The 25,607-nt window shown below is 63.7% G+C and carries 21 protein-coding genes; 15 read left to right on the forward strand and 6 right to left on the reverse strand.

Annotation, left to right across the window (positions count from 1 at the left end):
- Nucleotides 1–40: 40 nt before the first annotated feature.
- From rsmA to JKP78_RS19640, 4 genes are read right to left on the reverse strand one after another with little or no spacing between them, the layout of a single operon-like run.
- Nucleotides 41–841 (reverse strand): 16S rRNA (adenine(1518)-N(6)/adenine(1519)-N(6))-dimethyltransferase RsmA, encoded by an 801-nt coding sequence (gene rsmA, locus JKP78_RS19625; protein ID WP_186690145.1) that lies wholly within the window; start codon nucleotides 839–841, stop codon nucleotides 41–43.
- Nucleotides 838–1,827 (reverse strand): 4-hydroxythreonine-4-phosphate dehydrogenase PdxA, encoded by a 990-nt coding sequence (pdxA, locus tag JKP78_RS19630; protein WP_186690143.1) that lies wholly within the window; start codon nucleotides 1,825–1,827, stop codon nucleotides 838–840. Before pdxA ends, rsmA begins: the two co-directional genes overlap by 4 nt.
- Nucleotides 1,824–3,143, reverse strand: a complete 1,320-nt coding sequence (surA, locus tag JKP78_RS19635) for a peptidylprolyl isomerase SurA (RefSeq protein ID WP_170027954.1) — start codon at nucleotides 3,141–3,143, stop codon at nucleotides 1,824–1,826. The genes pdxA and surA overlap by 4 nt, the downstream gene beginning before the upstream one ends.
- Nucleotides 3,124–5,925: an LPS-assembly protein LptD gene (locus JKP78_RS19640; protein ID WP_200627302.1), complete on the reverse strand. Its 2,802-nt coding sequence runs from the start codon at nucleotides 5,923–5,925 to the stop codon at nucleotides 3,124–3,126. The genes surA and JKP78_RS19640 overlap by 20 nt, the downstream gene beginning before the upstream one ends.
- Nucleotides 5,926–6,055: 130 nt before the next feature.
- Between JKP78_RS19640 and JKP78_RS19645 the strand changes: the two genes are divergently transcribed.
- Genes JKP78_RS19645 through JKP78_RS19655 form a run of 3 tightly spaced genes read left to right on the forward strand, consistent with a single transcriptional unit; the run spans nucleotide 6,056 to nucleotide 8,512 of the window.
- On the forward strand, nucleotides 6,056–7,075 hold the full coding sequence (locus tag JKP78_RS19645) for an aminoglycoside phosphotransferase family protein (RefSeq protein ID WP_200627304.1): 1,020 nt from the start codon (nucleotides 6,056–6,058) through the stop codon (nucleotides 7,073–7,075).
- Nucleotides 7,072–7,743, forward strand: a complete 672-nt coding sequence (gene murU / locus JKP78_RS19650; RefSeq protein WP_186690137.1) for an N-acetylmuramate alpha-1-phosphate uridylyltransferase MurU — start codon at nucleotides 7,072–7,074, stop codon at nucleotides 7,741–7,743. The genes JKP78_RS19645 and murU overlap by 4 nt, the downstream gene beginning before the upstream one ends.
- Nucleotide 7,744: 1 nt before the next feature.
- Entirely contained in the window at nucleotides 7,745–8,512 is a 768-nt protein-coding gene (locus JKP78_RS19655; RefSeq protein WP_186690134.1) for a TerB family tellurite resistance protein, read from the forward strand.
- Nucleotides 8,513–8,641: 129 nt separating this feature from the next.
- Here the strand turns inward: JKP78_RS19655 and JKP78_RS19660 are convergent, their stop codons facing one another.
- Nucleotides 8,642–9,634, reverse strand: coding sequence for an alpha/beta hydrolase family protein (locus tag JKP78_RS19660; RefSeq protein WP_186690132.1), 993 nt, complete (start codon nucleotides 9,632–9,634; stop codon nucleotides 8,642–8,644).
- Between the two features lie 95 nt (nucleotides 9,635–9,729).
- Here JKP78_RS19660 and JKP78_RS19665 point away from each other — a divergent pair, with 95 nt between their 5' ends.
- From JKP78_RS19665 to trpE, 9 genes are all read left to right on the forward strand, one after another.
- On the forward strand, nucleotides 9,730–12,117 hold the full coding sequence (locus tag JKP78_RS19665; protein WP_200627306.1) for a PAS domain-containing sensor histidine kinase: 2,388 nt from the start codon (nucleotides 9,730–9,732) through the stop codon (nucleotides 12,115–12,117).
- A 7-nt stretch (nucleotides 12,118–12,124) separates the two neighbouring features.
- Complete coding sequence (locus JKP78_RS19670) at nucleotides 12,125–12,757, forward strand: response regulator (protein ID WP_170034010.1); 633 nt, start codon at nucleotides 12,125–12,127, stop codon at nucleotides 12,755–12,757.
- 306 nt (nucleotides 12,758–13,063) lie between these two features.
- On the forward strand, nucleotides 13,064–14,188 hold the full coding sequence (locus JKP78_RS19675) for an ABC transporter ATP-binding protein (protein ID WP_170027961.1): 1,125 nt from the start codon (nucleotides 13,064–13,066) through the stop codon (nucleotides 14,186–14,188).
- Nucleotides 14,189–14,228: 40 nt separating this feature from the next.
- Complete coding sequence (locus JKP78_RS19680; protein ID WP_200627308.1) at nucleotides 14,229–15,263, forward strand: ABC transporter substrate-binding protein; 1,035 nt, start codon at nucleotides 14,229–14,231, stop codon at nucleotides 15,261–15,263.
- A 60-nt stretch (nucleotides 15,264–15,323) separates the two neighbouring features.
- On the forward strand, nucleotides 15,324–16,571 hold the full coding sequence (locus JKP78_RS19685) for an ABC transporter permease (protein ID WP_200627310.1): 1,248 nt from the start codon (nucleotides 15,324–15,326) through the stop codon (nucleotides 16,569–16,571).
- Nucleotides 16,572–16,582: 11 nt separating this feature from the next.
- The gene (locus JKP78_RS19690; RefSeq protein ID WP_170027964.1) at nucleotides 16,583–17,410 is read left to right on the forward strand and encodes an ABC transporter permease; all 828 of its coding nucleotides are present in this window, start codon (nucleotides 16,583–16,585) and stop codon (nucleotides 17,408–17,410) included.
- Nucleotides 17,411–17,627: 217 nt separating this feature from the next.
- Nucleotides 17,628–18,302 carry a ribulose-phosphate 3-epimerase gene (gene rpe / locus JKP78_RS19695; RefSeq protein ID WP_170027965.1) on the forward strand — a complete coding sequence of 225 codons (675 nt, stop codon included), beginning with the start codon at nucleotides 17,628–17,630 and terminating at the stop codon, nucleotides 18,300–18,302.
- The gene (locus JKP78_RS19700; protein ID WP_200627312.1) at nucleotides 18,299–19,117 is read left to right on the forward strand and encodes a phosphoglycolate phosphatase; all 819 of its coding nucleotides are present in this window, start codon (nucleotides 18,299–18,301) and stop codon (nucleotides 19,115–19,117) included. Before rpe ends, JKP78_RS19700 begins: the two co-directional genes overlap by 4 nt.
- A 69-nt stretch (nucleotides 19,118–19,186) precedes the next feature.
- Nucleotides 19,187–20,668, forward strand: coding sequence for an anthranilate synthase component I (trpE, locus tag JKP78_RS19705; protein ID WP_170027967.1), 1,482 nt, complete (start codon nucleotides 19,187–19,189; stop codon nucleotides 20,666–20,668).
- A gap of 137 nt (nucleotides 20,669–20,805) precedes the next feature.
- Here trpE and estP read toward each other — a convergent pair whose 3' ends face one another.
- Complete coding sequence (gene estP, locus JKP78_RS19710) at nucleotides 20,806–22,686, reverse strand: esterase EstP (RefSeq protein ID WP_200627314.1); 1,881 nt, start codon at nucleotides 22,684–22,686, stop codon at nucleotides 20,806–20,808.
- Nucleotides 22,687–23,054: 368 nt separating this feature from the next.
- Here estP and JKP78_RS19715 point away from each other — a divergent pair, with 368 nt between their 5' ends.
- The 3 genes from JKP78_RS19715 to trpC are packed head-to-tail and all read left to right on the forward strand — an operon-like array spanning nucleotide 23,055 to nucleotide 25,537.
- Nucleotides 23,055–23,648, forward strand: a complete 594-nt coding sequence (locus JKP78_RS19715) for an aminodeoxychorismate/anthranilate synthase component II (protein ID WP_003259809.1) — start codon at nucleotides 23,055–23,057, stop codon at nucleotides 23,646–23,648.
- Between the two features lie 9 nt (nucleotides 23,649–23,657).
- Nucleotides 23,658–24,707: an anthranilate phosphoribosyltransferase gene (trpD, locus tag JKP78_RS19720; RefSeq protein ID WP_170027969.1), complete on the forward strand. Its 1,050-nt coding sequence runs from the start codon at nucleotides 23,658–23,660 to the stop codon at nucleotides 24,705–24,707.
- Nucleotides 24,704–25,537 carry an indole-3-glycerol phosphate synthase TrpC gene (gene trpC, locus JKP78_RS19725; protein WP_200627316.1) on the forward strand — a complete coding sequence of 278 codons (834 nt, stop codon included), beginning with the start codon at nucleotides 24,704–24,706 and terminating at the stop codon, nucleotides 25,535–25,537. The genes trpD and trpC overlap by 4 nt, the downstream gene beginning before the upstream one ends.
- Nucleotides 25,538–25,607: the final 70 nt, after the last annotated feature.

Raw genomic sequence — 25,607 nt, forward strand, 5'->3', positions numbered from 1 at the left:
CTCTTCGCGGGCGTGCCCGCGAAAAGGCCGATCCAGGTGGTCAGGCCTGCTGGTCGGCCAGTTGGTCAGCCAGGCGCACGAAGGCCGCCAGGTCCAGCTGTTCAGGGCGCAGGCTGCCGTCCACACCCGCAGCCTCGATGGCCGCGCTGTCGAGCAGGCCTTTCATGGTGTTGCGCAGGGTCTTGCGGCGCTGGTTGAAGGCTTCGCGTACCACCTGCTCCAGCAGCTTTGCATCCTTGGCCGGGTGCGGCAGCACTTCGTGCGGTACCAGGCGGACGATGGCCGAATCCACTTTTGGTGGCGGGTTGAAGGCACCTGGGCCCACATTGAACAGATGCTCCACACGGCAGTGGTACTGCACCATGATCGACAAGCGCCCCCAGTCGCCACCGCCAGGGCCGGCGGCCATGCGCTCGACCACTTCCTTCTGCAACATGAAATGCATGTCGCGGATCAGCCCGGCATGGCTGAGCAGGTGGAAGATCAGCGGGGTGGAAATGTTGTAGGGCAGGTTGCCTACTACCTTCAGGCTGCGCGCTGGCACGCCCAGCTGGTTGAAGTCGAACTTCAGGGCGTCGCCCTGGTGCAGGCGGAAGTTGCTGCGGTTGGCGAACTTGTGCTGCAGGATCGGCACCAGGTCCTTGTCCAGTTCCACCACGTCCAGCTGTGCGCCGCTGCCCAGCAGGCCTTCGGTCAAGGCGCCCTGGCCCGGGCCGATTTCCAGCAGGTGTTCACCAGCCTTGGCGTTGATGGCACGCAGGATGCGGTCGATGATGCCGGCGTCGTGCAGGAAGTTCTGGCCGAAGCGCTTGCGCGCCCGGTGTTGGTATTGCTCGTTCATGGTCGGTTCTCGGCCATCTGGTAGGCGGTGTCCAGCGCGACGCGCAGGCTGCCGGTGTCGACCTTGCCAGTGCCGGCAAGGTCCAGGGCGGTGCCGTGGTCAACCGACGTGCGGATGATCGGCAGGCCCAGGGTAACGTTCACGGCTGCGCCAAAGCCTTTGTACTTGAGTACCGGCAGGCCCTGGTCGTGATACATCGCCAGCACCGCATCGCAGTGCTCCAGATATTTGGGGGTAAACAGGGTATCGGCCGGCAGCGGCCCGCGCAGGTCCATGCCCTCGGTGCGCAGGCGGGCCAGGGTCGGCTCGATGATGTCGATTTCCTCGCGGCCCAGGTGGCCACTTTCACCCGCGTGCGGGTTGAGGCCGCACACCAGGATGCGCGGGTTGGCAATGCCGAACTTGTCACGCATGTCTGCGTGCAGGATGCGGGTCACACGTTCGACGCGCTCGGCAGTGATGGCGTCGGCAATGTCGCGCAGCGGCAGGTGGGTGGTCACCAGGGCGACGCGCAGACCGTGGGTGGCCAGCATCATCACCACTTGTGCGGTGTGGGTCAGTTCGGCAAGGAATTCGGTATGCCCGGAGAAGGCGATGCCGCTTTCGTTGATGACGCCCTTGTGCACGGGCGCGGTGATCATCCCGGCGAAGTGCCCGTCCAGGCAGCCTTGCCCGGCGCGGGTCAGGGTTTGCAGCACGAACGCAGCATTGGCCTTGTCGAGCTGGCCAGGAATTACCGGGGCCGCCAGGGGCGTGTCCCAGACGTACAGGCTACCCGCCGGTGCGGGCTGCTCGGGCCATTGGCCCGGCGCTACCGGCAACAGCTTGACGGCCAGCCCCAGCTGGGTGGCCCGCTCGGCGAGCAGGTCACGGCTGGTGATGGCAATCAGGGGGTGGGGCTGGGCGTCTGCGGCGAGCAGCAGGCACAGGTCGGGACCTATGCCGGCTGGTTCGCCGGGGGTGACGGCGAAGCGCAGGGGCTTCACGGGGCGGCCTGGTCAGCGCCAGGCAGCTTGATTTCAACGTAGGCTTCGTCGCGAATCTGGCGCAGCCAGGTTTGCAGCTCTTCGTCGTACTTGCGGTTGCGCAATACGTTCATGGCCTGCTGTTCGCGAGCCTGCTCGGTGCTGTCGGTGGCGCGGCGGCCCAGCACTTCGAGGACATGCCAGCCGTACTGGGTCTTGAACGGACGGGTGACTTCGCCTTGGGTAGCGTTGGCCATCTGCTCGCGGAACTCCGGTACCAGGCTGTTCGGGTCGACCCAGTTGAGGTCGCCACCGTTGAGCGCGGAACCCGGGTCTTCCGAGAAGCTCTTCGCCAGTTCGCCGAAGTCCTCGCCGTTCTTGATGCGCTCGTACAGGCGCTCGGCCAGTTGCTCGGTGGCCGCTTCGCTGCGGATTTCGCTCGGCTTGATCAGGATATGGCGTACGTGCACTTCGTCACGCAGCACGTTCTCGCTGCCGCCGCGCTTCTCCTCGAGCTTGAGGATGATGAAGCCGTTGGGGATGCGGATCGGCTGGGTGATTTCACCCACCGGCATGCTGCTGAGCATCTTGGCGAAGTCCGGTGGCAGCTGGCCGGCTTTGCGCCAACCCATCTCACCGCCTTCCAGGGCGTTTTCGCTGGCCGAGTGGGCAATCGCCATCTGGCCGAAATCGGCGCCCTGGCGCAGTTGCTGGTACAGGTCACCGACCTTGCGTGCAGCCTTCTGGATATCGTCCGAGCTGGCCGCTTCCGGCGTCGGGATCAGGATGTTGGCCAGGCGGTACTCTTCCGACATCTGCATCTTGCCCAGGTCGGAGTTGAGGAAGTTCTTCACTTCCTGCTCGGACACCTGGATGCGTTCGGCCACACGACGCTGGCGCACGCGGCTGATGATCATCTCGCGCTTGACCTGCTCGCGGGCGTCGTCGAACGACAGGCCGTCGCGGGCCAGGGCGGCACGGAACTGGTCCAGCGACATGCCATTGCGCTGGGCAATGGTGCCGATCGCCTGGTTCAGTTCTTCATCGGTGATGCGGATGCCGGAGCGTTCGCCGATCTGCAATTGCAGGTTCTCGACGATCAGGCGCTCCAGTACCTGCTGGTCCAGCGCGCCGGCAGGTGGCATGCCGCCTCCGCGCTTGGCGATGGTTTGCTGAACTTCGCGGACGCGCTGGTCGAGCTGGCTTTGCATGACCACGTCGTTGTCGACGATGGCCACCACGCGATCAAGAGGTTGTACCGCGGCATGCACCGCGCCACTCAGCAATGCGACGCCCAGCAGCGCTGGGCGCAGTCGATCAATAAGCTTGGTCTTCACGTTCACGGTAACCTTGAATGCCTTGGTCGAGGAAAGATTCGACCTTGTTGCCGACGACACCACCGAGGCCCTTCAGGACGATCTGAAGGAAGATGCCGTGGTCGCCTTTCTCGTTCTGCGGAAGCGCCTGGCTGAAGTCGTCGTAGTCGATCCAGTAACGGTTGATCAGGCGCAGCTTCCAGCAGCAGTTGTCGTACTCGAAACCACCCATGGCTTCCAGGGTGCGGTTGCGGTTGTAGTCATGCTGCCAGCGCGCGATGACGCTCCACTGCGGAACGAGTGGCCAGATGACCGAGAAGTCATGCTGCTGGATCTTGTAGTAGTCCTTCACGTAGTTAGGACTGCCCGGGGTGCCATAGTCGCCACCACCCACTTTCCAGGTACCGGTCGTGGAGTCGTAGGCGATGGTGTCGTTACGGTAGCGATAACCGAGGTTGACCACCTTGTTCGGGTTGTCTTCAGGCTGGTAGTGGAACATCGCGCTGCCCGAGCGGGTGCTGCGGCTGTCCGGGTCCCAGTTGAAATCCGAATTGAAGCGCCAGTCGCGGTTGAAGAAGTAGTTGTACATCAGCGCGTACGGAGATACGTCGGACTGCGCGTCTGTGCGTTCCTTGTAGTTGATGCCCGGCAGCTGGACCTTGCGGTCCTTGAAGTAGTACGCCTGGCCGATGCTGAAGTTCTGGCGTTCGAAGCCATTGTCCTCGATCCAGCGGGTGGTCACGCCCAGCGACAGCTTGTTCTCGTCACCGATGCGGTCGGTGCCGCTGAAGCGGTTGTCGCGGAACAGCGAGTCGTAGCTGAACAGGGTTTCACCCGAGTCGAACAGCGGGATGTCCTTCTGGTCCTCGTACGGGACGTAAAGGTAGTACAGGCGCGGTTCAAGGGTTTGCTTGTAGTTGGAGCCGAACAACGACGTATTGCGGTCGAAGTAAAGCCCGCTGTCCACGCTGAAGATCGGGATATCGCGATTCAGCGAGCTGTTGTAGCTGCCGTACGCCGGGTTGGCCGACTGCGCGATTGCCTGGGTTTTGCCTTGGCTGTCCAGATCCAGGTCGTAGTGGGTGTATGCATACTTCAGCTTGGGGGTCAGGAAGCCGTAGCTGGCTTCCATCGGCAGGCTGATCGACGGTGCGACATTGAAACGGTTGCCGTTGGCACGGGCAATACCGCTGACGTTCTGGTCCAGGCGGCGGCCTGCTGCACCGGCGGAGAAGTCGGGGTTGCCGTCTTTATCGAATACGAAGTCGTCTTTCAGGTCGCGCTCAAAACGGACTGCCTCGGTTTCGTAGGCAATATTAAGCCCACCCGGTTCGTACGGCAGCTTACCGTTGAAGGTAATCTGCGGCAGGCGATCATACGGGGTGATCTTCGAAATGGTCGCCATCTCGTAGGCATGCACGTTCAGCCGCGCGGTGTAGCTGTCGCCGCGGTAGGTCAGAGCGCCCTGCTGGTTCAGCAGGTCCTGGGTTTCGACGCCAATCTGGTCGGTTTCCAGGTCCTGGAAGTAGAACGGGTCGCTGATGTCGGTGTAGTCCACCTCGGTCATCAGGCGCTCGTCCAGCCCGCCCTTGTGCTGCCAGTTGACCATCCAGCGCTGTTCTTTGTAGTCAGTCTGGTCTTTACGGTCGTCGTTCTTGTCGTTGAGGTACGCACCACCGAACTGGCCTTCGCTGGAAGGCGTCAGGTAGCGGAACTCGCCTTCCATCAGCAGGCCGCGCTTGGTCATGTAGCGCGGGTACAACGTGGCGTCGTAGTTTGGCGCCAGGTTGAAGTAGTACGGCGTGACCAGCATGAAGCCGGTGTCGCTGGTGCTGCTGAACGATGGCGGCAGGAAGCCGGACTGGCGACGGTCGTCGATCGGGAAGTAGATGTACGGTGTGTAGAACACCGGGAAATCCTTGACCCGCAGCGTAACGTTGGTCGCGGTACCGAAGCCGGTGGCCGGGTTAAGGGTGATGTTGTTGCCCTTCAGCTGCCAGGCGTTGCTGCCCGGTTCGCAAGTGGTGTACGTACCGTCCTTGAGGCGGATGATGGCGTTTTCGCCACGCTTGGCGTACAGGGCGCTGCCGCGGATGTGCGACTTGTGCATCACGTATTCGGCGTTGTCGACCTGGGCTTCGCCGGTGTCGAGCTGGATCTGCGCCTCGTCACCGACCACCAGCGAACCGTTGTCACGGATCTTGACGTTGCCCTTGAGCTCGCCACGGTTTTCGGTCTGATAGAGGTTGGCCTCGTCGGCCTCGGCCTGCATGCTGCCCTGGCGCATCACCACGTCACCGGCGAGGGTAGCGATCTGCTGCTCCTGCTGGTACTTGGATACCTTGGCATTGATGTAGGTCGGCGACTCATCCTTCGGCGTGGTGTCGGCCATGCCCGGGCGGGTTGGCTCGATGTACGCGCCACCACAGTACGGGCCGGTTTCGGCCAGCTGCGCGGCAGTGAGCTTTTCTCGCGGTACCCAGTCCAGGTGGCTGTAGTCTTCGCTGCGCGACTTCAGGGCGCGGCCCTTGGCCTCGGTGACCAGCATCGGCCGGTCCGCAGTTTCGCCTTCGTTCGCGGCTTCGGTGCCGGCGCTGACGGCAGCACCCTCATGCACCGGGCGCGGTGGCAGGTTGTTGACTGGGGTCTTGGGCTTGCAGTCCCAACCACCGGAGGCGGACACTTGGCAGTCGAACTGTTCGGCTGCCACCACGTACGACGTGGCCAGAGGTTGCAGGGCCAGCAGACCGCCGGTTACCAGCAACGGAAACTTTCTACGAAACGCGGGGGATTTCAATGCCATCTTATTAGTCCGGGCTTCCTGCGTGCCATCTGCCCGCGTGTGGGGCCGCACGCCTCTCGATGGTCTGAAAAAGATGCTGGATAATAAAGCATGACCCGCTTGACGGCTAGGGCCGTCGGAGACCCTTGTAATGCCTGAACACGATGTACGCCTGCAACAACTGACGGTCTGGCTCGATGAGCAGCTCAATGATCTTTTCCACAGAAACGCCTGGGGCGAAGTGCCCGCAGGCAGCCTGACCGCGGCCAGCAGCGACGCCAGCTTCCGTCGGTATTTCCGCTGGCAGGGCGCTGGGCACAGCTTCGTGATCATGGATGCGCCCCCGCCACAGGAGAATTGCCGACCGTTCGTCGCCATTGACCACCTGCTGGCCAGCGCCGACGTGCACGTGCCGCTGATTCACGCTCAGGACCTGGAACGCGGCTTCCTGCTGCTGGGCGACCTGGGCCACCAGACCTACCTCGACATCATCGATGCCGACAACGCCGATAGCCTGTTCAGCGATGCCATCGACGCCCTGCTGGCCTTCCAGCGCCTGCCGATGGAAGCGCCGCTGCCGAGCTACGACGACGCCCTGTTGCGCCGCGAAGTCGAGCTGTTCCCCGAATGGTACGTGGGGCGTGAGCTTGGCCAGACCTTCAGTGACGCCCAGCAAGCCACCTGGCAGCGTGTCAGCCAGCTGCTGATCGACAGCGCCCTGGCCCAGCCCAAGGTGCTGGTGCACCGTGACTACATGCCGCGCAACCTGATGCAGAGCACGCCCAACCCCGGCGTGTTGGACTTCCAGGACGCGGTGTATGGCCCGGTCACCTACGACATCACCTGCCTGTTCAAGGACGCCTTCGTCAGTTGGCCACAGGCGCGGGTCGAAGGCTGGTTGCGTGATTACTGGCAAAAGGCGCGGGCTGCCGGTATCCCGGTGCAGGCTGACTTCGAGGCATTCCAGCGCGCCAGCGACCTGATGGGGGTGCAGCGCCATCTGAAGGTGATCGGCATCTTTGCCCGAATCTGCCATCGCGATGGCAAACCGCGCTACCTGGGCGACGTGCCGCGTTTCTTCGCCTATATAGAAGAAGTGATCGGTCGCCGGCCCGAATTGGCGGAGCTGGGCGAACTGATTGCCGAGTTGCAGGCCGGAGCGCGTGCATGAAGGCAATGATCCTGGCGGCAGGGAAAGGCGAGCGCATGCGCCCGCTGACCCTGCATACACCCAAACCGTTGGTCCCGGTCGCGGGTCAGCCCCTGATCGAGTATCACTTGCGCGCCCTGGCGGCGGCGGGCGTCAACGAGGTGGTGATCAACCATGCCTGGCTTGGCCAGCAGATCGAAGACCACCTCGGTGATGGCAGTCGCTTCGGCCTGAGCATCCGCTATTCGCCCGAGGGCGAGCCGCTGGAAACCGGCGGTGGCATCTTCAAGGCATTGCCACTGCTGGGCGACGCGCCGTTCCTGCTGGTCAACGGCGATGTCTGGACCGATTATGACTTCAAGCACCTGCAGTCTCCCGTGCAAGGCCTGGCTCACCTGGTGCTGGTCGACAACCCGGGCCACCATGGTCGTGGCGATTTCCGCCTGGTGGGCGGCAAGGTGGTGGATGGTGATGACGCCCCTGGCACGCTGACTTTCAGCGGCCTCTCGGTGTTGCACCCGGCGCTGTTCGAGGGCTGCCAACCGGGTGCCTTCAAGCTCGCGCCGCTGCTGCGCCAGGCCATGGCAGCAGGGCAGGTGAGTGGCGAACACTACCGCGGGCACTGGGTGGATGTGGGAACCCTCGAGCGCCTGGCCGAAGCCGAACGCCTGATCGGCGAGCGTGCCTGACATGTGGTGGCCAAGCACGGTGATTGGCGCCGGTGCCGGCTTTGCCGTTGCCAGCATCCCCGGTGCCTTGCTCGGCGCATTGCTCGGTCAGTTCATTGACCGCCGCCTGCGTTTGCAGGGCTGGGAAGACCTGCGCGAACGCCTGGGCGGGCGCCCGGCCTTGCAGGATGACGAGTTGCTGTTCGTGATGCTCGGTCGCCTGGCCAAGTGCGATGGCCGGGTGGCCGAGCAGCATATCCAGCAGGCGCGTCAGGAAATGGTGCGCCTGGACCTGGCCGAAGAAGCCCGGCTGCGTGCGATTGCCGCGTTCAACCGCGGCAAGGCAGGCAAGGACCGGCTGGGTGGGCACCTGCGGCGTATCCGCCAGCAGCCACATGCGGCGGAAGGCACCTTGCGGGCCTGTTGGCGCATGGTCTGGGCCGACGGCAAGATGGGCAACAAGGAGCGCGAGTTGCTGCTGGAATGGGGGCACAAACTGGGCCTGAGCCGGCGCCAGGTCCAGGCCATGTCGCTGGAGTACGAGCCGCGCAGGGCTGCCGGTGCCCGTGAGGTACCCATGACCTACGCGGCTGCGCTGAGGCTGCTGGCAGTCGAGGCGGACACCGAAGGCGACAAGATCAAGCAGGCCTATCGGCGGCTGGTCAGCCGCCACCATCCGGACAAGCTGGCGGGCACGGGGGCGAGCGAGGCACAGTTGCGTGAAGCGACCGAGCGCACCCGCGAGTTGCACCAGGCCTATGCCATGATCCGCAAGCGGCGCGGCCTGTAAAAGCCTGCGCGGTACATGTAGGAGCGGCCTTGTGTCGCGATGGGGCGCGCAGCGGCCCCAAGTGGCCAGCTTCGCAACTGATACCGCAGGGGGGCCGCTTTGCGGCCCTTTCGCGACGCAAGGCCGCTCCTACAGGCTCATCCACCCTCGCACCCGGCGGAACAGTTGCTCTTGTTCCGCTGCCTTGTTCCCCGGCATGGCAATCAGCGACAACTGCCGGTACTGGCTGTCCTTCTGCCGCTTGCTGGCCTGCAGGCGCTGCGCGGCCGCGCTGCGGTCGGCGCTGCGGGTGGCGTAGTAGATGTCGGCAGTGGGCACTTTCAGGATGGGAACCAGGCTTTCCAGGTCATGCTCCACCCGCGCCGGTGTCTGTGCAGCCACCAGCACCAGCTTTTGCACCTGCGGTGGCTGCTGTTCGCTCAGGTAGCGGGCCGCCCAATACGCGCCGCTGCCATGGCCAATCAGCACGATGCTGCGAGCGTTATGCTGCTGGGCAAAGGCCACTGCAGCATCCAGGCGCGCGAAGATGCGCGCGGCATCGGCCGGGTCGGTTTGCTCGCTGGCCTGTGCGGCATCAGTGCTTTCTGCCGTGTCGGCATCGGCCGCAGTGGCTTGGGCGACATTGGCGTTGGCATCGGCTGGCAAGTCCTTGGCCGGGGCGCTTTCGCCCTGTTCTGGCGCTGGCTTGGCCGCCGGCTTGGCTTCGACCCGCGCCTGCGGGCTGTCGGCCAGCAGGTCGGGCAGGCTGATGCTCAGGCTGTGCCAGCCGACATCGGGGAACTTGCGCCGCAGCGGACCGACCGCGTTTGGCCAATCCGCCGTTTCACCGGCGCCGGGCACGATGATCACAGCCCCTTGCGGGTCGCTGTCGTTGGCCGGTTTCCACAGTGCCAGGAAGCTGTCGGCGCCGCCTTGCAGCGTCTGTTGCTCGGCCTTGGGCACCAGCCGTTCGAGCGCCTGGGCGTCCTCCTGGCTACGCTCCAGCAACGGCGGACGCGGGGCTGGAGCAGCCGGGGCCTCGTTGGTGACAGGTGGTTGTTCGGCATCGGCGGCCAAGGCGCCGAGTGGAAGGAACGAGGCCAGGCAGCACATTGCCAGCGTCGTGCGATAAAGTGTGGACATGAGTCAACCCAAGGCCAGAATGATACCGGCAGCCTAATAGTATTTGCCCGTGACGGCCATGCTGCATGGCCGCCTTTGCCAAGACGAGCGTGTAGATGAAGCGAGTGCGTCGCCTGTTGGTTATCGGCTGTTTATGGCTGCCCTTGATTGCATTGGCCAGGCCCGAGGCGCTGCCCTCGGTAGTGCTGGAGCCTGCCCAGCAGCAATGGCTGGACACGCATCGCAGCCTGCGCGTGGGCTTGGTGCTGCAGGCACCGTACGCGCAGTTCGACCGACGTCTGCAGCAACTCTATGGGGCCAATGTCGAGTTGGTCAGTAGCCTGGCGCAAGCGCTGCAGCTGGACCTGACCTGGCGCAATTTCGCTGACCAGGCCAGCCTTGAGCACGCCCTGCAGGCGGGGGAGATCGACTTTGCCCCGGGCCTGACCCAGACCCCGGCCAGCTTGCGCCTGTGGCTGTTCAGCGACCCGTACATGCGTGTACCGCAACTGGTGGTCGGGCCACGCACCGGGGCGATGGCCGTGGAGCTGGAAAGACTCGAGGTCGAGCAGCGTGTGGCGGTACGCATGCCCAGCCAGCTGGCGGACTACCTGCGCGCCAACTACAACAACCTCAACCTGCAAGGGGTGCCCAACGAGCGCGAGGCGTTGCAGCTGGTGGTGGGCGGCCAGGCCAGTTTCGCGGTGCTGGATGAAGCCCAGCTCAGCCGCCTGTCCCGCGAGAGCGAGTTCGGCGAGCTGGCAGTGGTCGGCGACATCGGTTTGCCGCAGTTGCTGCGCATCGGTTCGCGGCGCGACTGGCCGCTGCTGGCCGATGTGCTCGAGCGTGGCCTGCAGGCGCTGCCGGCCAAGGAGCTGGAGCAACTGCACCAGCGTTGGTTGCAACCGAAGTACCCACGCCTGAGCGAGTCGACCGGCTTCTGGCAGAACCTGGCCTTGCTGTCCGCCATGCTGTTGCTGTGCGCGCTGGCCACCCTGGTATGGCAGCGCCGACAGCAGCGCCAGCTGGAGCGCAGCCTGCTGGCCACGCGGGAAACCCTGGCAGAGCGACAGGTCCGCGAAGAAGCGCTGCGCCTGAGCCAGTTCGCCATTGACCAGAGCACCGTGGGCATCCTCTGGGTCAACTGGGACAGCCATGTACGCTATGCCAACCATGCCGCCGAACGCATGCTCGGCTATGGCGAAGGCGAGCTGCTGGAACGGCCGCTGAGCACCTTCGAGCCCAACCTGACCATGGATCGCTGGCTCGAGCTATGGAAGGGCGCGCGCGCCGGCGAGGTGGGTGTCGGCCAGTTTGAAACGCATTGCCGGCGGGCCGACCAGAGCCTGCTGCCGGTGGAATTGTCGCTGAGCTTCCTGCGCTTTCGTGATTCCGAGTACCTGGTGGTCTACCTCGCCGATGTCACCGAGCGCCACCGCGCCCTGGCGGCGCTGCGCGAAAGCGAGGCGCGGCTCAAGGGGATTGCCGGCAACGTGCCGGGGCTGGTGTTCCGCCTCGAACGCGACCCGGCCGAGGGTGACCTGGAGTTCCCCTACATCAGCGAGGGCAGCGAGGCGCTGGTGGGCTATGCGCCCAGCGAGATCCAGCACCCGCAGATGGGCCTGCGCAACCTGGTGCACCCCGACGACCGTGCCGATTACCACCGGGTACAGGACTTGGCCCTGGCCAGCGATCAGGACTGGTCCTGGCAGGGGCGTATCCTCACCCGTCAGGGCGAACAGCGCTGGGCCGACATCAAGGCCAGTACCCGGCGCCTGGCTGATGGTCGGGTGGTATGGGATGGCGTGGTGTGGGACATCACCCAGGGCAAGCGGGCCGAGTTGGCGCTAGCCAAGTCCCAGGAGCAATTGCGCGAATTGTCGGCCCACCTGGAGAGCGTGCGCGAGGAAGAAAAGGCCCGCATCGCCCGCGAAGTGCACGATGAGCTGGGGCAGATGCTGACCGTGCTCAAGCTGGAAGTGTCGATGTGCGAACTGGCCTTCGCTGGACTGGACCCGGGCCTGCACGAGCGCCTGGACAGCATGAAGCGCCTGATCGCCCAGCTGTTCCAGCTGGTGCGCGATGTGGCCACCGCCCTGCGCCCACCGATCCTCGATGCTGGCATTGCCTCGGCCATCGAGTGGCAGGCGCGGCGCTTCGAGGCGCGCACGCAAATCCCCTGCCTGGTACAAGTACCGGATAATCTGCCAGCATTGAGCGATGCCAAGGCCACTGGGCTGTTCCGTATTCTCCAGGAGGCGCTGACCAATGTGATGCGCCATGCCCAGGCACACAGCGTGGAGATCGAACTGGTGCATGAGCACGGGCAATTGCGCCTGACCGTCAGCGATGATGGGCAAGGGTTTCGCCGCGACCAGCCCCGGCCTGCGTCGTTTGGCCTGGTAGGTGTGCGTGAACGGGTGCTGATGCTGGGCGGCAGCATGGCGCTGGACAGTGAACCGGGCGAAGGCACCAGCCTGAGCGTGGCCATTCCGTTGGAGTAGGAGAGCGATCGTGATTCGAGTGCTGGTGGCCGAAGACCACACCATTGTCCGTGAAGGCATCAAGCAGTTGATTGGCTTGGCCAAGGACATGCAGGTGGCGGGGGAGGCAGCTAACGGCGAGCAACTGCTGGAAACCTTGCGCCATACGCCGTGCGAGGTGGTGTTGCTGGACATCTCGATGCCGGGCGTGAATGGCCTGGAGGCGATCCCGCGCATCCGTGCCCTGCATGACGCGCCGGCGATCCTGATGTTGTCGATGCACGATGAGGCGCAGATGGCGGCGCGCGCGCTGAAGGCCGGGGCGGCGGGCTATGCCACCAAGGACAGCGACCCGGCGTTGTTGCTGACCGCCATTCGCCGGGTTGCTGCAGGCGGGCGCTATATCGACCCGGCGCTGGCCGACCGCATGGTATTCGAAGTGGGCCTGACCGAGTCACGGCCGTTGCACACACTGTTGTCGGAGCGCGAGTTTTCGGTGTTCGAGCGCCTGGCCCAGGGCGCCAACGTCAATGACATCGCCCAGCAGCTGGCGCTGTCGAGCAAGACCATCAGCACGCACAAGGCGCGCTTGATGCAGAAGCTGAAGGTGAACTCGCTGGCAGAGTTGGTGAAGTACGCCATGGAGCACAAGCTGGTCTGATTGCGACACTCATCTGGCTTTGCGCGGGTTTTGTAGGAGCGGCCTTGCGTCGCGATGGGCTGCGAAGCGGCCCCGGCAACATGTGCCTATTGGCTGGCGCCTGGGGGCCGCTTCGCAGCCCATCGCGACGCAAGGCCGCTCCTACAGGAAAATCGTATCTGTCCTGAACGCGTCATCCTTGTAGGGGAATCCCTACAACAAATCTTCCAACCGGATGATGGCATTCTCTCAGCACCCCCGATTTCCGGGCGCATGCGCCTTGTCTAATCTTTTGCCTACGCAGTCATCCAACAAGAAGGTGCAGGCATGAGCGAGGCGAAGTCGAACGCTGCAACCAGCGAAACGCTGGTCAGCTTCCGTGGTGTGCAGAAGAGCTACGACGGCGAGTCGCTGATCGTCAAAGACCTCAACCTGGATATCCGCAAGGGCGAATTCCTTACCCTGCTCGGCCCGTCCGGCTCGGGCAAGACCACCAGCCTGATGATGCTGGCCGGCTTCGAGACCCCAACCGCCGGTGAAATCCAGCTGGCCGGGCGTTCGATCAACAACGTGCCACCGCACAAGCGCGACATCGGCATGGTGTTCCAGAACTACGCGCTGTTCCCGCACATGACCGTGGCCGAGAACCTGGCGTTCCCGCTGACCGTGCGCAACCTGAGCAAGACCGACATCAGCGAGCGGGTCAAGCGCGTGCTGAACATGGTCCAGCTCGACGCCTTCGCCAAGCGCTACCCGGGGCAGCTGTCCGGCGGCCAGCAGCAGCGCGTGGCCCTGGCCCGCGCCCTGGTGTTCGAGCCACAGCTGGTGCTGATGGACGAACCGCTGGGTGCGCTCGATAAACAGCTGCGTGAGCACATGCAGATGGAGATCAAGCACATCCACCAGCGCCTGGGCGTGACCGTGGTCTACGTGACCCACGACCAGGGCGAAGCGCTGACCATGTCTGACCGTGTGGCGGTGTTCCACCAGGGCGAGATCCAGCAGATTGCCGACCCACGTACCTTGTACGAAGAGCCCTGCAACACCTTCGTCGCCAACTTCATCGGTGAGAACAACCGCATCAACGGCACCTTGCTGGCCAGCGATGGCAAACGCTGCCAGGTGCAGCTGGCGCGTGGCGAGCGGGTCGAGGCGCTGGCGGTGAATGTCGGCCAGGCCGGCGAGCCGGTGACCCTGTCGATCCGCCCGGAGCGTGTGCGCCTGAACGGCCACAGCGAGCGCTGCGTAAACCGCTTCTCGGGGCGGGTGGCCGAATTCATCTACCTGGGCGACCACGTACGGGTGCGCCTGGAAGTTTGCGGCAAGGGCGACTTCTTCGTGAAGCAGCCCATTGCCGAGCTCGACCCGGCCCTGGCCGTGGGCGATGTAGTACCCCTGGGCTGGGAGGTGGAGCACGCCCGCGCGCTCGATCCGATTGCCGAAGCCCATTGATGGATTGCTTCACCAACCCTGTACTGTGGAGAGAATAATAATGCGCAAGCAGTTGAAACTGACCGCCCTGGCCCTGGGGCTGTTCGCCGCTGGCCAGGCCATGGCCGCAGACCTGACCGTGGTGTCGTTCGGCGGTGCCAACAAGGCGGCCCAGGTCAAGGCGTTCTATGAGCCGTGGGAAAAGGCCAACAAGGGCAAGATCGTCGCTGGCGAATACAACGGCGAGATGGCCAAGGTCAAAGCCATGGTCGACACTAGGAGCGTGTCGTGGAACCTGGTGGAGGTAGAATCGCCAGAGCTGGCCCGTGGCTGTGACGAGGGCATGTTCGAAGAACTCGACCCGGCGCTGTTCGGCAATGAGGCCGACTATGTGCCAGGCGCCATCCAGCCTTGCGGCGTAGGCTTCTTCGTGTGGTCCACGGTGCTTGCCTACAACGCCGACAAGCTCAAGACCGCACCTACCAGCTGGGCGGATTTCTGGGACACCAAGAAATTCCCAGGCAAGCGCGGCCTGCGCAAGGGTGCCAAGTACACCCTGGAATTCGCCCTGATGGCCGACGGTGTGGCACCGAAGGACGTGTACCAGGTGCTGGGCACCAAAGAGGGCGTGGACCGCGCCTTCAAGAAGCTCGACGAACTCAAGCCAAGCATCCAGTGGTGGGAAGCCGGTGCCCAGCCGCCGCAGTACCTGGCATCGGGTGACGTGGTCATGAGTTCGGCCTACAACGGCCGCATCGCCGCGGTACAGAAAGAGAGCAACCTGAAGGTGGTGTGGAACGGCGGCATCTACGACTTCGACGCCTGGGCCATCCCGAAAGGGGCCAAGGATGCCGACGAGGCGAAGAAATTCATCGCCTTCAGCGTGCAGCCCGAGCAGCAGAAGACCTATTCCGAGAACATCGCCTACGGCCCGGCCAACTCGAAAGCCGTGAGCCTGCTGTCGGACGAGGTGAAGAAAGACATGCCGACCACGCCTGAGAACATTGCCAACCAGGTGCAGATCGACGTGGCCTTCTGGGCCGACAACAGCGAGCAACTGGAGCAACGCTTCAACGCCTGGGCGGCGAAGAAGTAACAGCCCGGTGTGTGGGGCCGCATGGCGGCCCCTATTTCAGCCTGTATTGCGGAGTTCGCCATGGCCATTGCAGTGCCCCTCAACGAAGGCGCAGGTCCAAGTCTCAAGCAGCGCCTCAAGCACGCCGAGCGGGTCAACCGCTGGAAGGCGCAGGCGTTGATCGCGCCGCTGGCGCTGTTTCTCCTGCTGGTGTTCCTGGTGCCGATCGCGGCATTGCTGTACAAGAGCGTCGGCAACCCGGAAGTGGTTGGCGGGCTGCCGCGTACGGTGGAAGTCATCACCCAGTGGGACGGCAAGAGCCTGCCGGGCGAGGATGTCTACAAGGCGCTGAGCCAGGACCTGGCCGAATCGCGCAAGAACCAGACCCTGGGCGACCTGTCCAAGCGCCTGAACATGGAGCTGGCCGGCTATCGCAGCCTGTTGGCCAAGACCGCGCGGGCGCTGCCATTCAAGAGCGAACCCGCTTCCTATAAAGATGCCTTGCAGGCACTCGACGAGCGTTGGGGTGACCCGGCCTACTGGCAGGCGATCCGCCGCAACACCAGCACGGTGACCTCGTTCTACCTGCTGGCTTCGCTCGACCATCGTATCGACGACCTTGGCGAACTGGCCAAGGCCACCCCTGACCAGGCCATCTATCTGGACATCTTCGCCCGCACCCTGTGGATGGGGGTGGTGATTACTGCCATCTGCCTGGTGCTGGCCTACCCGTTGGCCTACCTGCTGGCCAACCTGCCGACCCGGCAGAGCAACCTGCTGATGATCCTGGTGCTGCTGCCGTTCTGGACTTCGATCCTGGTGCGAGTGGCCGCGTGGATCGTGCTGTTGCAGTCCGGTGGCCTGATCAACAGCGCGCTGATGGCCATGGGCATCATCGACCAGCCACTGGAACTGGTGTTCAACCGCACCGGCGTGTACATCTCGATGGTGCACATCCTGCTGCCGTTCATGATCCTGCCGCTGTACAGCGTGATGAAGGGCATTTCGCCCAGCTACATGCGCGCGGCGATCTCGCTGGGCTGCCACCCGTTCGCCAGCTTCTGGCGGGTGTACTTCCCGCAGACCTACGCCGGTGTAGGCGCGGGTTGCCTGCTGGTGTTCATTCTGGCCATCGGCTACTACATCACCCCGGCCTTGCTGGGCAGCCCGAACGACCAGATGGTCAGCTACTTCGTCGCCTTCTACACCAACACCAGCATCAACTGGGGCATGGCCACCGCGCTGGGCGGGCTGTTGCTGCTGGCGACCGTGCTGTTGTACCTGATCTATAGCTGGCTGGTCGGCGCCAGCCGCCTGCGCCTGAGCTGAGGAGCCTTGTCATGCTGAGCCCTTACATGTCGCCCGTGGAGCGGGTGTGGTTCTACAGCCTGCGTATTCTTTGCGGTCTGGTCCTGCTGTTCCTCATTCTGCCGGTGCTGGTGATCGTGCCGCTGTCGTTCAACAGTGGCAGCTTCCTGGTGTACCCGTTGCAGGGCTTCTCGCTGCACTGGTACCAGGACTTCTTCGGCTCGGCCGAATGGATGCGCGCCTTGAAGAACAGCATTATCGTCGCCCCGGCGGCCACGGTGCTGGCCATGGTGTTCGGTACCCTGGCGGCGATCGGCCTCACCCGTGGCGATTTCCCGGGCAAGTCGCTGGTGATGGCGCTGGTGATTTCGCCGATGGTGGTGCCGGTGGTGATCATCGGTGTGGCCAGCTACCTGTTCTTCGCCCCGCTTGGCATGGGCAACAGCTTCACTTCGCTGATCCTGGTGCACGCGGTGCTGGGGGTACCGTTCGTCATCATTACCGTGTCGGCGACCCTGCAAGGCTTCAATTACAACCTGGTGCGCGCGGCGGCCAGCCTGGGCGCCTCGCCGCTGCTGACCTTCCGCCGGGTGACCCTGCCGCTGATCGCGCCCGGGGTCATCTCGGGGGCGTTGTTCGCCTTTGCCACGTCGTTCGACGAGGTAGTGGTAACACTGTTCCTCGCCGGCCCGGAACAGGCGACCCTGCCACGGCAGATGTTCAGTGGCATCCGCGAAAACCTGAGCCCGACGATTGCGGCGGCGGCCACCTTGTTGATCGCCTTCTCGGTGATACTGCTGCTGACCCTGGAGTGGTTGCGTGGGCGTAGCGAGAAGCTGAGGACCCAGCAACCGGCCTGATTGTCAGTTGTCTGAACTGGCCTCTTCGCGGGCACGCCCGCTCCCACAGGATTTCCACTGCCCTTGGGCCTTGTGGGGTACCTGTGGGAGCGGGCGTGCCCGCGAAGAGACCAGTTCAGGTTGAAACAGCTGGTCGAAACCCGTTGATACCAATCAGCCCTCATCCGCTTGCCTGGGTTACAATGCGCGCCACCGTGATTCTGCCAACAGGTGCGCCATGCAGCCCTACGCTATTGCCCCCTCCATTCTCTCCGCCGATTTCGCCCGTCTGGGCGAGGACGTCGACAAGGTATTGGCGGCGGGTGCCGACATCGTCCATTTCGATGTCATGGACAACCACTACGTCCCCAACCTGACCATTGGTCCGATGGTCTGCAGCGCCCTGCGCAAGTATGGCGTCACCGCCCCGATCGACGTGCACCTGATGGTCAGCCCGGTCGACCGCATCATCGGCGACTTCATCGAAGCCGGCGCCACCTACATCACCTTCCATCCAGAAGCCTCGCAGCACATCGACCGCTCCTTGCAACTGATCAAGGACGGTGGCTGCAAGGCCGGCCTGGTGTTCAACCCGGCCACCAGCCTGGATGCCCTGAAGTACGTGATGGACAAGATCGACATGGTGCTGCTGATGAGCGTCAACCCGGGCTTTGGCGGGCAGAAGTTCATCCCCGGCACCCTCGACAAGCTGCGTGAGGCGCGTGCGCTGATCGATGCCAGTGGCCGTGATATCCGCCTGGAAATCGACGGAGGCGTCAACGTCAACAACATCCGCGAGATCGCTGCCGCTGGCGCCGACACTTTCGTGGCCGGTTCGGCGATCTTCAACGCCCCGGACTACCAGGAAGTCATCGCCAGGATGCGCGCCGAACTGGCTCAGGCGCGCCCATGAGCGGCTTCGAGCAGCTGTTCCCGGGGACGCTGCCCAGGCTGGTGATGTTCGATCTGGACGGTACCCTGATCGACTCCGTGCCAGATCTGGCTGCCGCCGTGGACCGCATGCTGCTCGAACTGGGGCGCCCGCCCGCTGGCCTTGCGGCGGTGCGCCACTGGGTGGGTAACGGCGCCCAGGTGCTGGTGCGCCGGGCGCTGGCCGGCGACATCGAACATGCCGCCGTGGACGACGCGTTGGCCGAAAAGGCGCTGGCGCTGTTCATGGACGCCTATGCCGAAAGCCACGAACTGACCGTGGTCTACCCCGGCGTGCAGGACACCCTGCGCTGGCTGCACAAGCGGGGCGTGGAGATGGCGCTGATCACCAACAAGCCCGAGCGCTTCGTCGGCCCGCTGCTGGACCAGATGAAGATCGGCAAGTACTTCCGCTGGATCATCGGCGGCGACACCCTGCCACAAAAAAAACCGGACCCGGCGGCGCTGCTGTTCGTCATGCAGATGGCCGGCGTCACCCCGCAGCAGTCGCTGTTCGTCGGTGACTCGCGCAGTGATGTGCTGGCCGCCAAGGCAGCTGGTGTGCAGTGCGTGGGCCTGAGCTACGGCTATAACCATGGCCGGCCGATCCACGACGAATGCCCCAGCCTGGTGATCGATGACCTACGTGCACTGCTGCCTGGTTGCGCAGACCTGGCCACTGGGATAACGTTGGCGGACCTTCAAGCCTCACAAGACAGAGACTCCACCGTGGCGGTTACTGGCAAGTTCTGGATGAAAGTCATCAAGGCCCTGGCCCGTTGGCGTTGGCGCGCCTGACTTCTGCCTGCCGGCGCGTGCCGGCCCGTCCGTTTGCCTGACTTATTGCTGCTTGCCACGAGGCTACCCATGACCCGCGAAGAATTCCTGCGCCTGGCCGCTGCCGGCTATAACCGCATTCCCCTGGCCTGCGAAACCCTGGCCGACTTCGACACACCGCTGTCGATCTACCTGAAACTGGCCGACCAGCCCAACTCGTACCTGCTCGAATCGGTGCAGGGCGGCGAGAAGTGGGGTCGCTACTCGATGATCGGCCTGCCGTCGCGCACGGTGATGCGTGTACACGGTTACCACGTCAGCATCCTGCAAGATGGCGTGGAGGTGGAAAGCCACGACGTCGAAGACCCGCTGGCCTTCGTCGAAACCTTCAAGGACCGTTACAAGGTCGCCGACATCCCTGGCCTGCCGCGCTTCAACGGCGGCCTGGTCGGTTACTTCGGCTATGACTGCGTGCGCTACGTGGAAAAACGCCTGGGAGCCAGCCCCAACCCAGACCCGTTGGGTGTGCCGGATATCCTGTTGATGGTGTCGGACGCGGTGGTGGTGTTCGACAACCTGGCGGGCAAGATGCACGCCATCGTGCTGGTCGACCCGGCTGAAGAGCAGGCATTCGAACGCGGCCAGGCGCGTCTGCAAGGGTTGCTGGAAACCCTGCGCCAGCCGATCACGCCACGCCGTGGCCTGGACCTGAGCGGCCCGCAGGCCGCCGAGCCGGCGTTCCGTTCCAGCTACACCCGTGAGGACTACGAGAACGCCGTTGGCCGTATCAAGGAATACATCCTGGCCGGCGACTGCATGCAGGTGGTGCCATCGCAGCGCATGTCGATCGACTTTAACGCCGCGCCCATCGACCTCTATCGCGCGCTGCGCTGCTTCAACCCCACGCCGTACATGTACTTCTTCAACTTTGGCGACTTCCACGTAGTCGGCAGTTCGCCCGAAGTGCTGGTGCGGGTCGAGGACAACCTGGTCACCGTTCGCCCGATTGCCGGTACCCGCCCGCGTGGTGCCACCGAAGAGGCCGACCGCGCGTTGGAAGACGATCTGCTGTCGGATGACAAGGAGATCGCCGAGCACCTGATGCTGATCGACCTGGGCCGCAACGATGTCGGCCGTGTGTCTTCCACCGGTAGCGTGCGCCTGACCGAGAAGATGGTGATCGAGCGCTATTCCAATGTGATGCACATCGTGTCCAACGTCACCGGCCAGCTGCGTGAAGGGCTGACGGCGATGGATGCGCTGCGGGCTATCCTGCCGGCCGGTACGCTTTCCGGGGCGCCGAAGATTCGCGCGATGGAGATCATCGACGAACTGGAGCCGGTCAAGCGCGGGGTCTACGGCGGGGCGGTCGGTTACTTTGCCTGGAATGGCAACATGGATACCGCGATTGCCATCCGTACCGCTGTGATCAAGGACGGCGAGCTGCATGTGCAGGCTGGTGGCGGCATCGTTGCCGACTCGGTGCCAGCGCTGGAGTGGGAAGAAACCATCAACAAGCGCCGGGCGATGTTCCGTGCGGTGGCGTTGGCAGAGCAGACCTCGGCTAAGTAGCTCTGGCCCCAGGGGCTGCCGTGCAGCCCTTTCGCGACACAAGGCCGCCCCTACCGGCGATCACGTTTCCTTCGGGTCACGCGTCCCCTGTAGGAGCGGCCTTGTGTCGCGATGGGCCGCAAGGCGGCCCCGGCAATCTAGAAGTCGATACTAACCCCCAGGCTAACCCCCTGTTGCGTCAGCTCATCACTCTTGCGCCAGTTGTAGTTCCCACGCAGGTGCACCCCCGCTACCACCTCATGGCTCACCCCAAGGCTGGCCCGGGTCAGGTCGCTGTGTGGCGTATACCCGGTCAGGGTGAAGTCATTCGCCGGCAGACTGGTCAGGTGCATCGTCACATCCTGCTGGTCATCTTCAAACTCATGCTCCTGTGCCAACTCGGCGAACAGCCGGGTGCCTGATGAAACCTGCACGCTGCCCAGCAACCCCACGCCCAGCCGACGTGACGTGCGCTCCTGATCATCGAAGCCCAGCGCCGTCGAGCGCCCGCTCTTCTCGTCATAGCCATCCACCTTTACCCGCGCATAGTCGGCGCTGATGAACGGCGCCAGCTGCCAGCTGCTGCTCTCGGCTGCGAGGTTGTAGCCCAGTCGCCCCGACATCGCCCAGGCCTCGCCGTCGGTATCACCCTTTTCGCTGCGGTCGTTCACGCCAAGGGCGAAGGTACGCTTCAGATCGCTGTAGTCCAGGTGCCCGGCAGTCAGCGCAGCATCGGCCCACCAGCGGTCCTGGCGGTATTGGGCGAAGGCGCTGGCCAGGTAGCTGTCCAGCTTGTAGTCCGAGTCCTGTTCGCCGGCTTCCAGCTTCTGCCGATACACGCCGCCGGCCAGGCCCAGGCGCCAGGCGTCGTTCAACCGATAGCTGCCGCCCAGCGTCAGGTTGTAGCCGCGGCCATCTCCGCTGGCCGCGCTGCTTTGCTCATCGAAGTCCAGGTCCTGGGCACCGGTGGAGACGAAGGCCTGCCATTGGCCAACCGCCTGCCAGGGCGTCTGCCACTGGTTGCGCAGTTCGTCCTGGTGGGCGCGCAGGCTAGCGTGGGCCATTTCCGGTAGCAGGGTCAGCTCCCAGGGGGCTGCGAGGATCGAATAGGCGTAGTCGGCAATCAGTTGCTGACCGGCGATGGTCGGGTGCACCGAGTCGTTGAACAGCAGCTTGGTAGGGTCTGGCGCGCTGCCATTGATGCCATACACCGGGTTCTCCACGCAGCCTTCGCCGCTGTAGCAGGTGCCGACCAGGTTCTGGCCACTGGCCAGGCCATACTGGCTGGGATCAGCCAGCGCTTCACTCAGCAGCACGGGAATGTTGAGCGGAATGATTTCGGCATCGATCTGCCCCAGCTGGCCGAGCAACGCCTGGTTGAACGCGCCAGACAGCAGCGACAGCTGGTTTTGCTCGGGCGTGCCACTGAAGTTGGGGGTTTGGCCGAGGTCGGGTAGCAGCCAGACCATGATGTAGCGGGCGCCACCTTGTTGCAGGGCCTGGGCGCTGGCGGCCAGGCGGGCACCGGCGGCCACCGCGTCGGTGGGGCTGCTGATCAACCCTTGCAGGAAGTCATTGCCACCGCCGGTCAGGTAGTACAGCGCGTTGGGGTCGGCGCGCAGGCCATTGGCCAGGTAGCCCGGTTTGTCACGCAGCACCAGCCCGGCACCGGGGCGCCCGGGCGGGATGACGACCTCGGACGTGGTGGTGATCGAATCCAGGATCTGTTGGGTGGTGTAGCCGCCTACCGCCCAATTGTTGCCGTCAGGCAGCCCGAGGGCCGGGTTGAGCGGCGAAGTGGAAGGGCCAAGCTCTGCCGGGTTAACGCCCAGGCGCCCACCCAGGATCATGGGGGAAACGGGCGCATAGTTGCCATTGGCATCGCGGTTGGTGAAGCGTATGCCACCGAACTGCCCGGAATCACTCAGGCTGTCGCCAAACACGATCATGGACGAGTAGGGCGAAGGTGCAGCGAAAGCCTGGCTGCAGGCCAATGCCAGTGAGGCGACGGTAAAACGTACGAACGCAGCTTTTCGCATCAGAGAACATCCTTTTCTTTGTTTTTATCTGGACAACCCGATCGACCTTAGCAAATCGCAGGGCATCCCTCCCAAGTCCATTCGTTTCCCCGTGTTTACGGGCATATTGCGCCCGTCGCCCCGGTAGGCTACTGTGCCGTGACGTATGAGCGAGACCTATCCTGTGTTGATCGTCAGCAAACTCTTGATGCGCGTAATCAAGGCCCACGCCCGTTGGCGTTGGCGCGCCTGACTTTATCTCCTGCCGGCCCGCCCGGCCCGTCCCCGTTTGCCTTCCTGTCTACCGCCCCTTGTGGCAAAGCTGCGCCTGTTGGCTGGCGCAGGAAGGTTCGAATTCTGAAGTCAGTAGATTCAAGAGGTTTAACCCGATGTTACTGATGATCGACAATTACGACTCATTCACTTACAACGTCGTTCAATACCTTGGCGAGCTGGGTGCCGAGGTCAAGGTCATTCGCAACGACGAAATGACCATCGCCCAGATCGAAGCCCTGAACCCCGAACGCATCGTCGTTTCCCCAGGGCCATGCACGCCGAGCGAGGCGGGTGTGTCCATCGAGGCCATCCTGCACTTTGCCGGCAAGCTGCCGATTCTCGGGGTATGCCTGGGCCACCAGTCGATCGGCCAGGCCTTTGGCGGTGACGTGGTGCGTGCCCGCCAGGTGATGCATGGCAAGACCAGCCCGGTCCACCACCGTGACCTTGGCGTGTTCGCCGGCCTCAACAACCCCCTGACCGTGACCCGCTACCATTCCCTGGTGGTCAAGCGCGAGACATTGCCCGAGTGCCTGGAAGTGACGGCCTGGACCGCCCACGCTGATGGTTCGGTCGACGAAATCATGGGCCTGCGCCACAAGACCTTGAATATCGAAGGGGTGCAGTTCCACCCTGAATCGATCCTTACCGAACAGGGCCACGAGCTGTTCGCCAACTTCCTCAAGCAGACCGGCGGCCGCCGCTAAGGATTGACCATGGATATCAAGAGCGCGTTAAGCCGTATCGTCGGCCACCTGGACCTTTCCACCGAAGAAATGCGCGACGTCATGCGCCAGATCATGACTGGCCAATGCAGCGAAGCGCAGATCGGTGCCTTCCTGATGGGCATGCGCATGAAAAGCGAAAGCATCGACGAAATCGTCGGTGCGGTATCGGTGATGCGTGAACTGGCTGACAAGGTCGAGCTGCAAAGCCTCGATGGCGTGGTCGATATCGTCGGCACCGGCGGCGATGGTGCCAACATCTTCAACGTCTCCACCGCTTCGTCGTTCGTTCTGGCAGCGGCAGGTTGCACCGTGGCCAAGCATGGTAACCGCGCGGTTTCGGGCAAGAGCGGCAGTGCCGACCTGCTGGAGGCGGCAGGCATCTATCTGAACCTTACACCCACCCAGGTGGCTCGCTGCATCGACAGCCTGGGCATCGGCTTCATGTTCGCTCAAAGCCATCACAGTGCCATGAAGCATGCCGCTGGCCCGCGCCGCGACCTGGGGTTGCGTACCCTGTTCAATATGCTCGGCCCGCTTACGAATCCGGCCGGAGTGAAGCATCAGGTGGTTGGGGTGTTCACCCAGGCCCTGTGCCGCCCGTTGGCCGAGGTACTGCAACGTCTGGGCAGCAAGCACGTGCTGGTGGTGCACTCGAAGGACGGCCTGGATGAGTTCAGCCTGGCTGCGCCCACCTTCGTCGCCGAACTGAAAAACGGCGAGATCACTGAATACTGGGTCGAGCCGGAAGACCTTGGCATGAAGAGCCAGAGCCTGCACGGCCTGGCGGTCGAGAACCCGCAGGCGTCGCTGGAGCTGATCCGCGACGCGCTGGGGCGGCGCAAGACCGAGAACGGCCAGAAGGCCGCCGAAATGATCGTGCTCAATGCCGGCGCAGCGCTGTATGCCGCTGACCATGCCATGAGCCTGAAGGCCGGTGTGGAACTGGCCCACGACGTACTGCACACCGGGCTGGCCTGGGAGAAGCTGCAGGAACTGGGTGCCTTTACTGCAGTATTCAAGGTGGAGAACGAAGCATGAGTGTGCCGACGGTGCTGGAAAGGATCATTGCCCGCAAGTTCCAGGAAGTGGCCGAGCGCAGTGCGCGCGTCAGTCTTGCTGAACTGGAAGCGCTGGCAAAGGTGGCCGACGCCCCGCGTGGCTTTGCCAAGGCGTTGATCGAACAGGCCAGGCGCAAACAGCCGGCTGTGATTGCCGAAATCAAGAAGGCCTCGCCGAGCAAGGGTGTGATCCGCGAGCATTTCGTGCCGGCGGAAATCGCCGTCAGCTACGAAAAAGGCGGGGCGACCTGCCTGTCGGTGCTGACCGATGTGGATTATTTCCAAGGTGCCGATGCCTATCTGCAGCAGGCCCGCGCGGCAGTTTCGCTGCCGGTGATCCGCAAGGATTTCATGGTCGACCCGTACCAGATCGTCGAAGCCCGGGCCTTGGGCGCAGACTGCGTGCTGCTGATCGTGGCGGCACTGGATGACGTGAAGATGGCCGAGCTGGCGGCCACGGCGAAGGACGTCGGCCTTGACGTGCTGGTGGAAGTGCACGATGGCGATGAGCTGGAGCGCGCGTTGAACACCCTGGATACACCGCTGGTGGGGGTCAACAACCGCAACCTGCACACCTTCGAGGTCAGCCTGGAAACCACCCTTGACCTGCTGCCGCGCATTCCGCGTGATCGCCTGGCTGTTACCGAGAGCGGTATCCTGAACCGCGCCGATGTGGAGCTGATGGAAATCAACGAGGTCTATTCGTTCCTGGTCGGTGAGGCGTTCATGCGTGCCGAACAGCCTGGGCTCGAGCTGCAGCGGTTGTTCTTCCCGGAACAGGTGAAGAAGACTGTTCAGCAACTGGACTGATCGAAACCAAGCCGGCGTCAATGCCGGCTTTTTTGTATGCCTGCAATAGGCTCTTCGCGGGCGTGTCGAG

The sequence above is a fragment of the Pseudomonas sp. LAM2023 genome (assembly GCF_016620375.1).
Classification (GTDB): Bacteria; Pseudomonadota; Gammaproteobacteria; order Pseudomonadales; family Pseudomonadaceae; genus Aquipseudomonas; species Aquipseudomonas anuradhapurensis.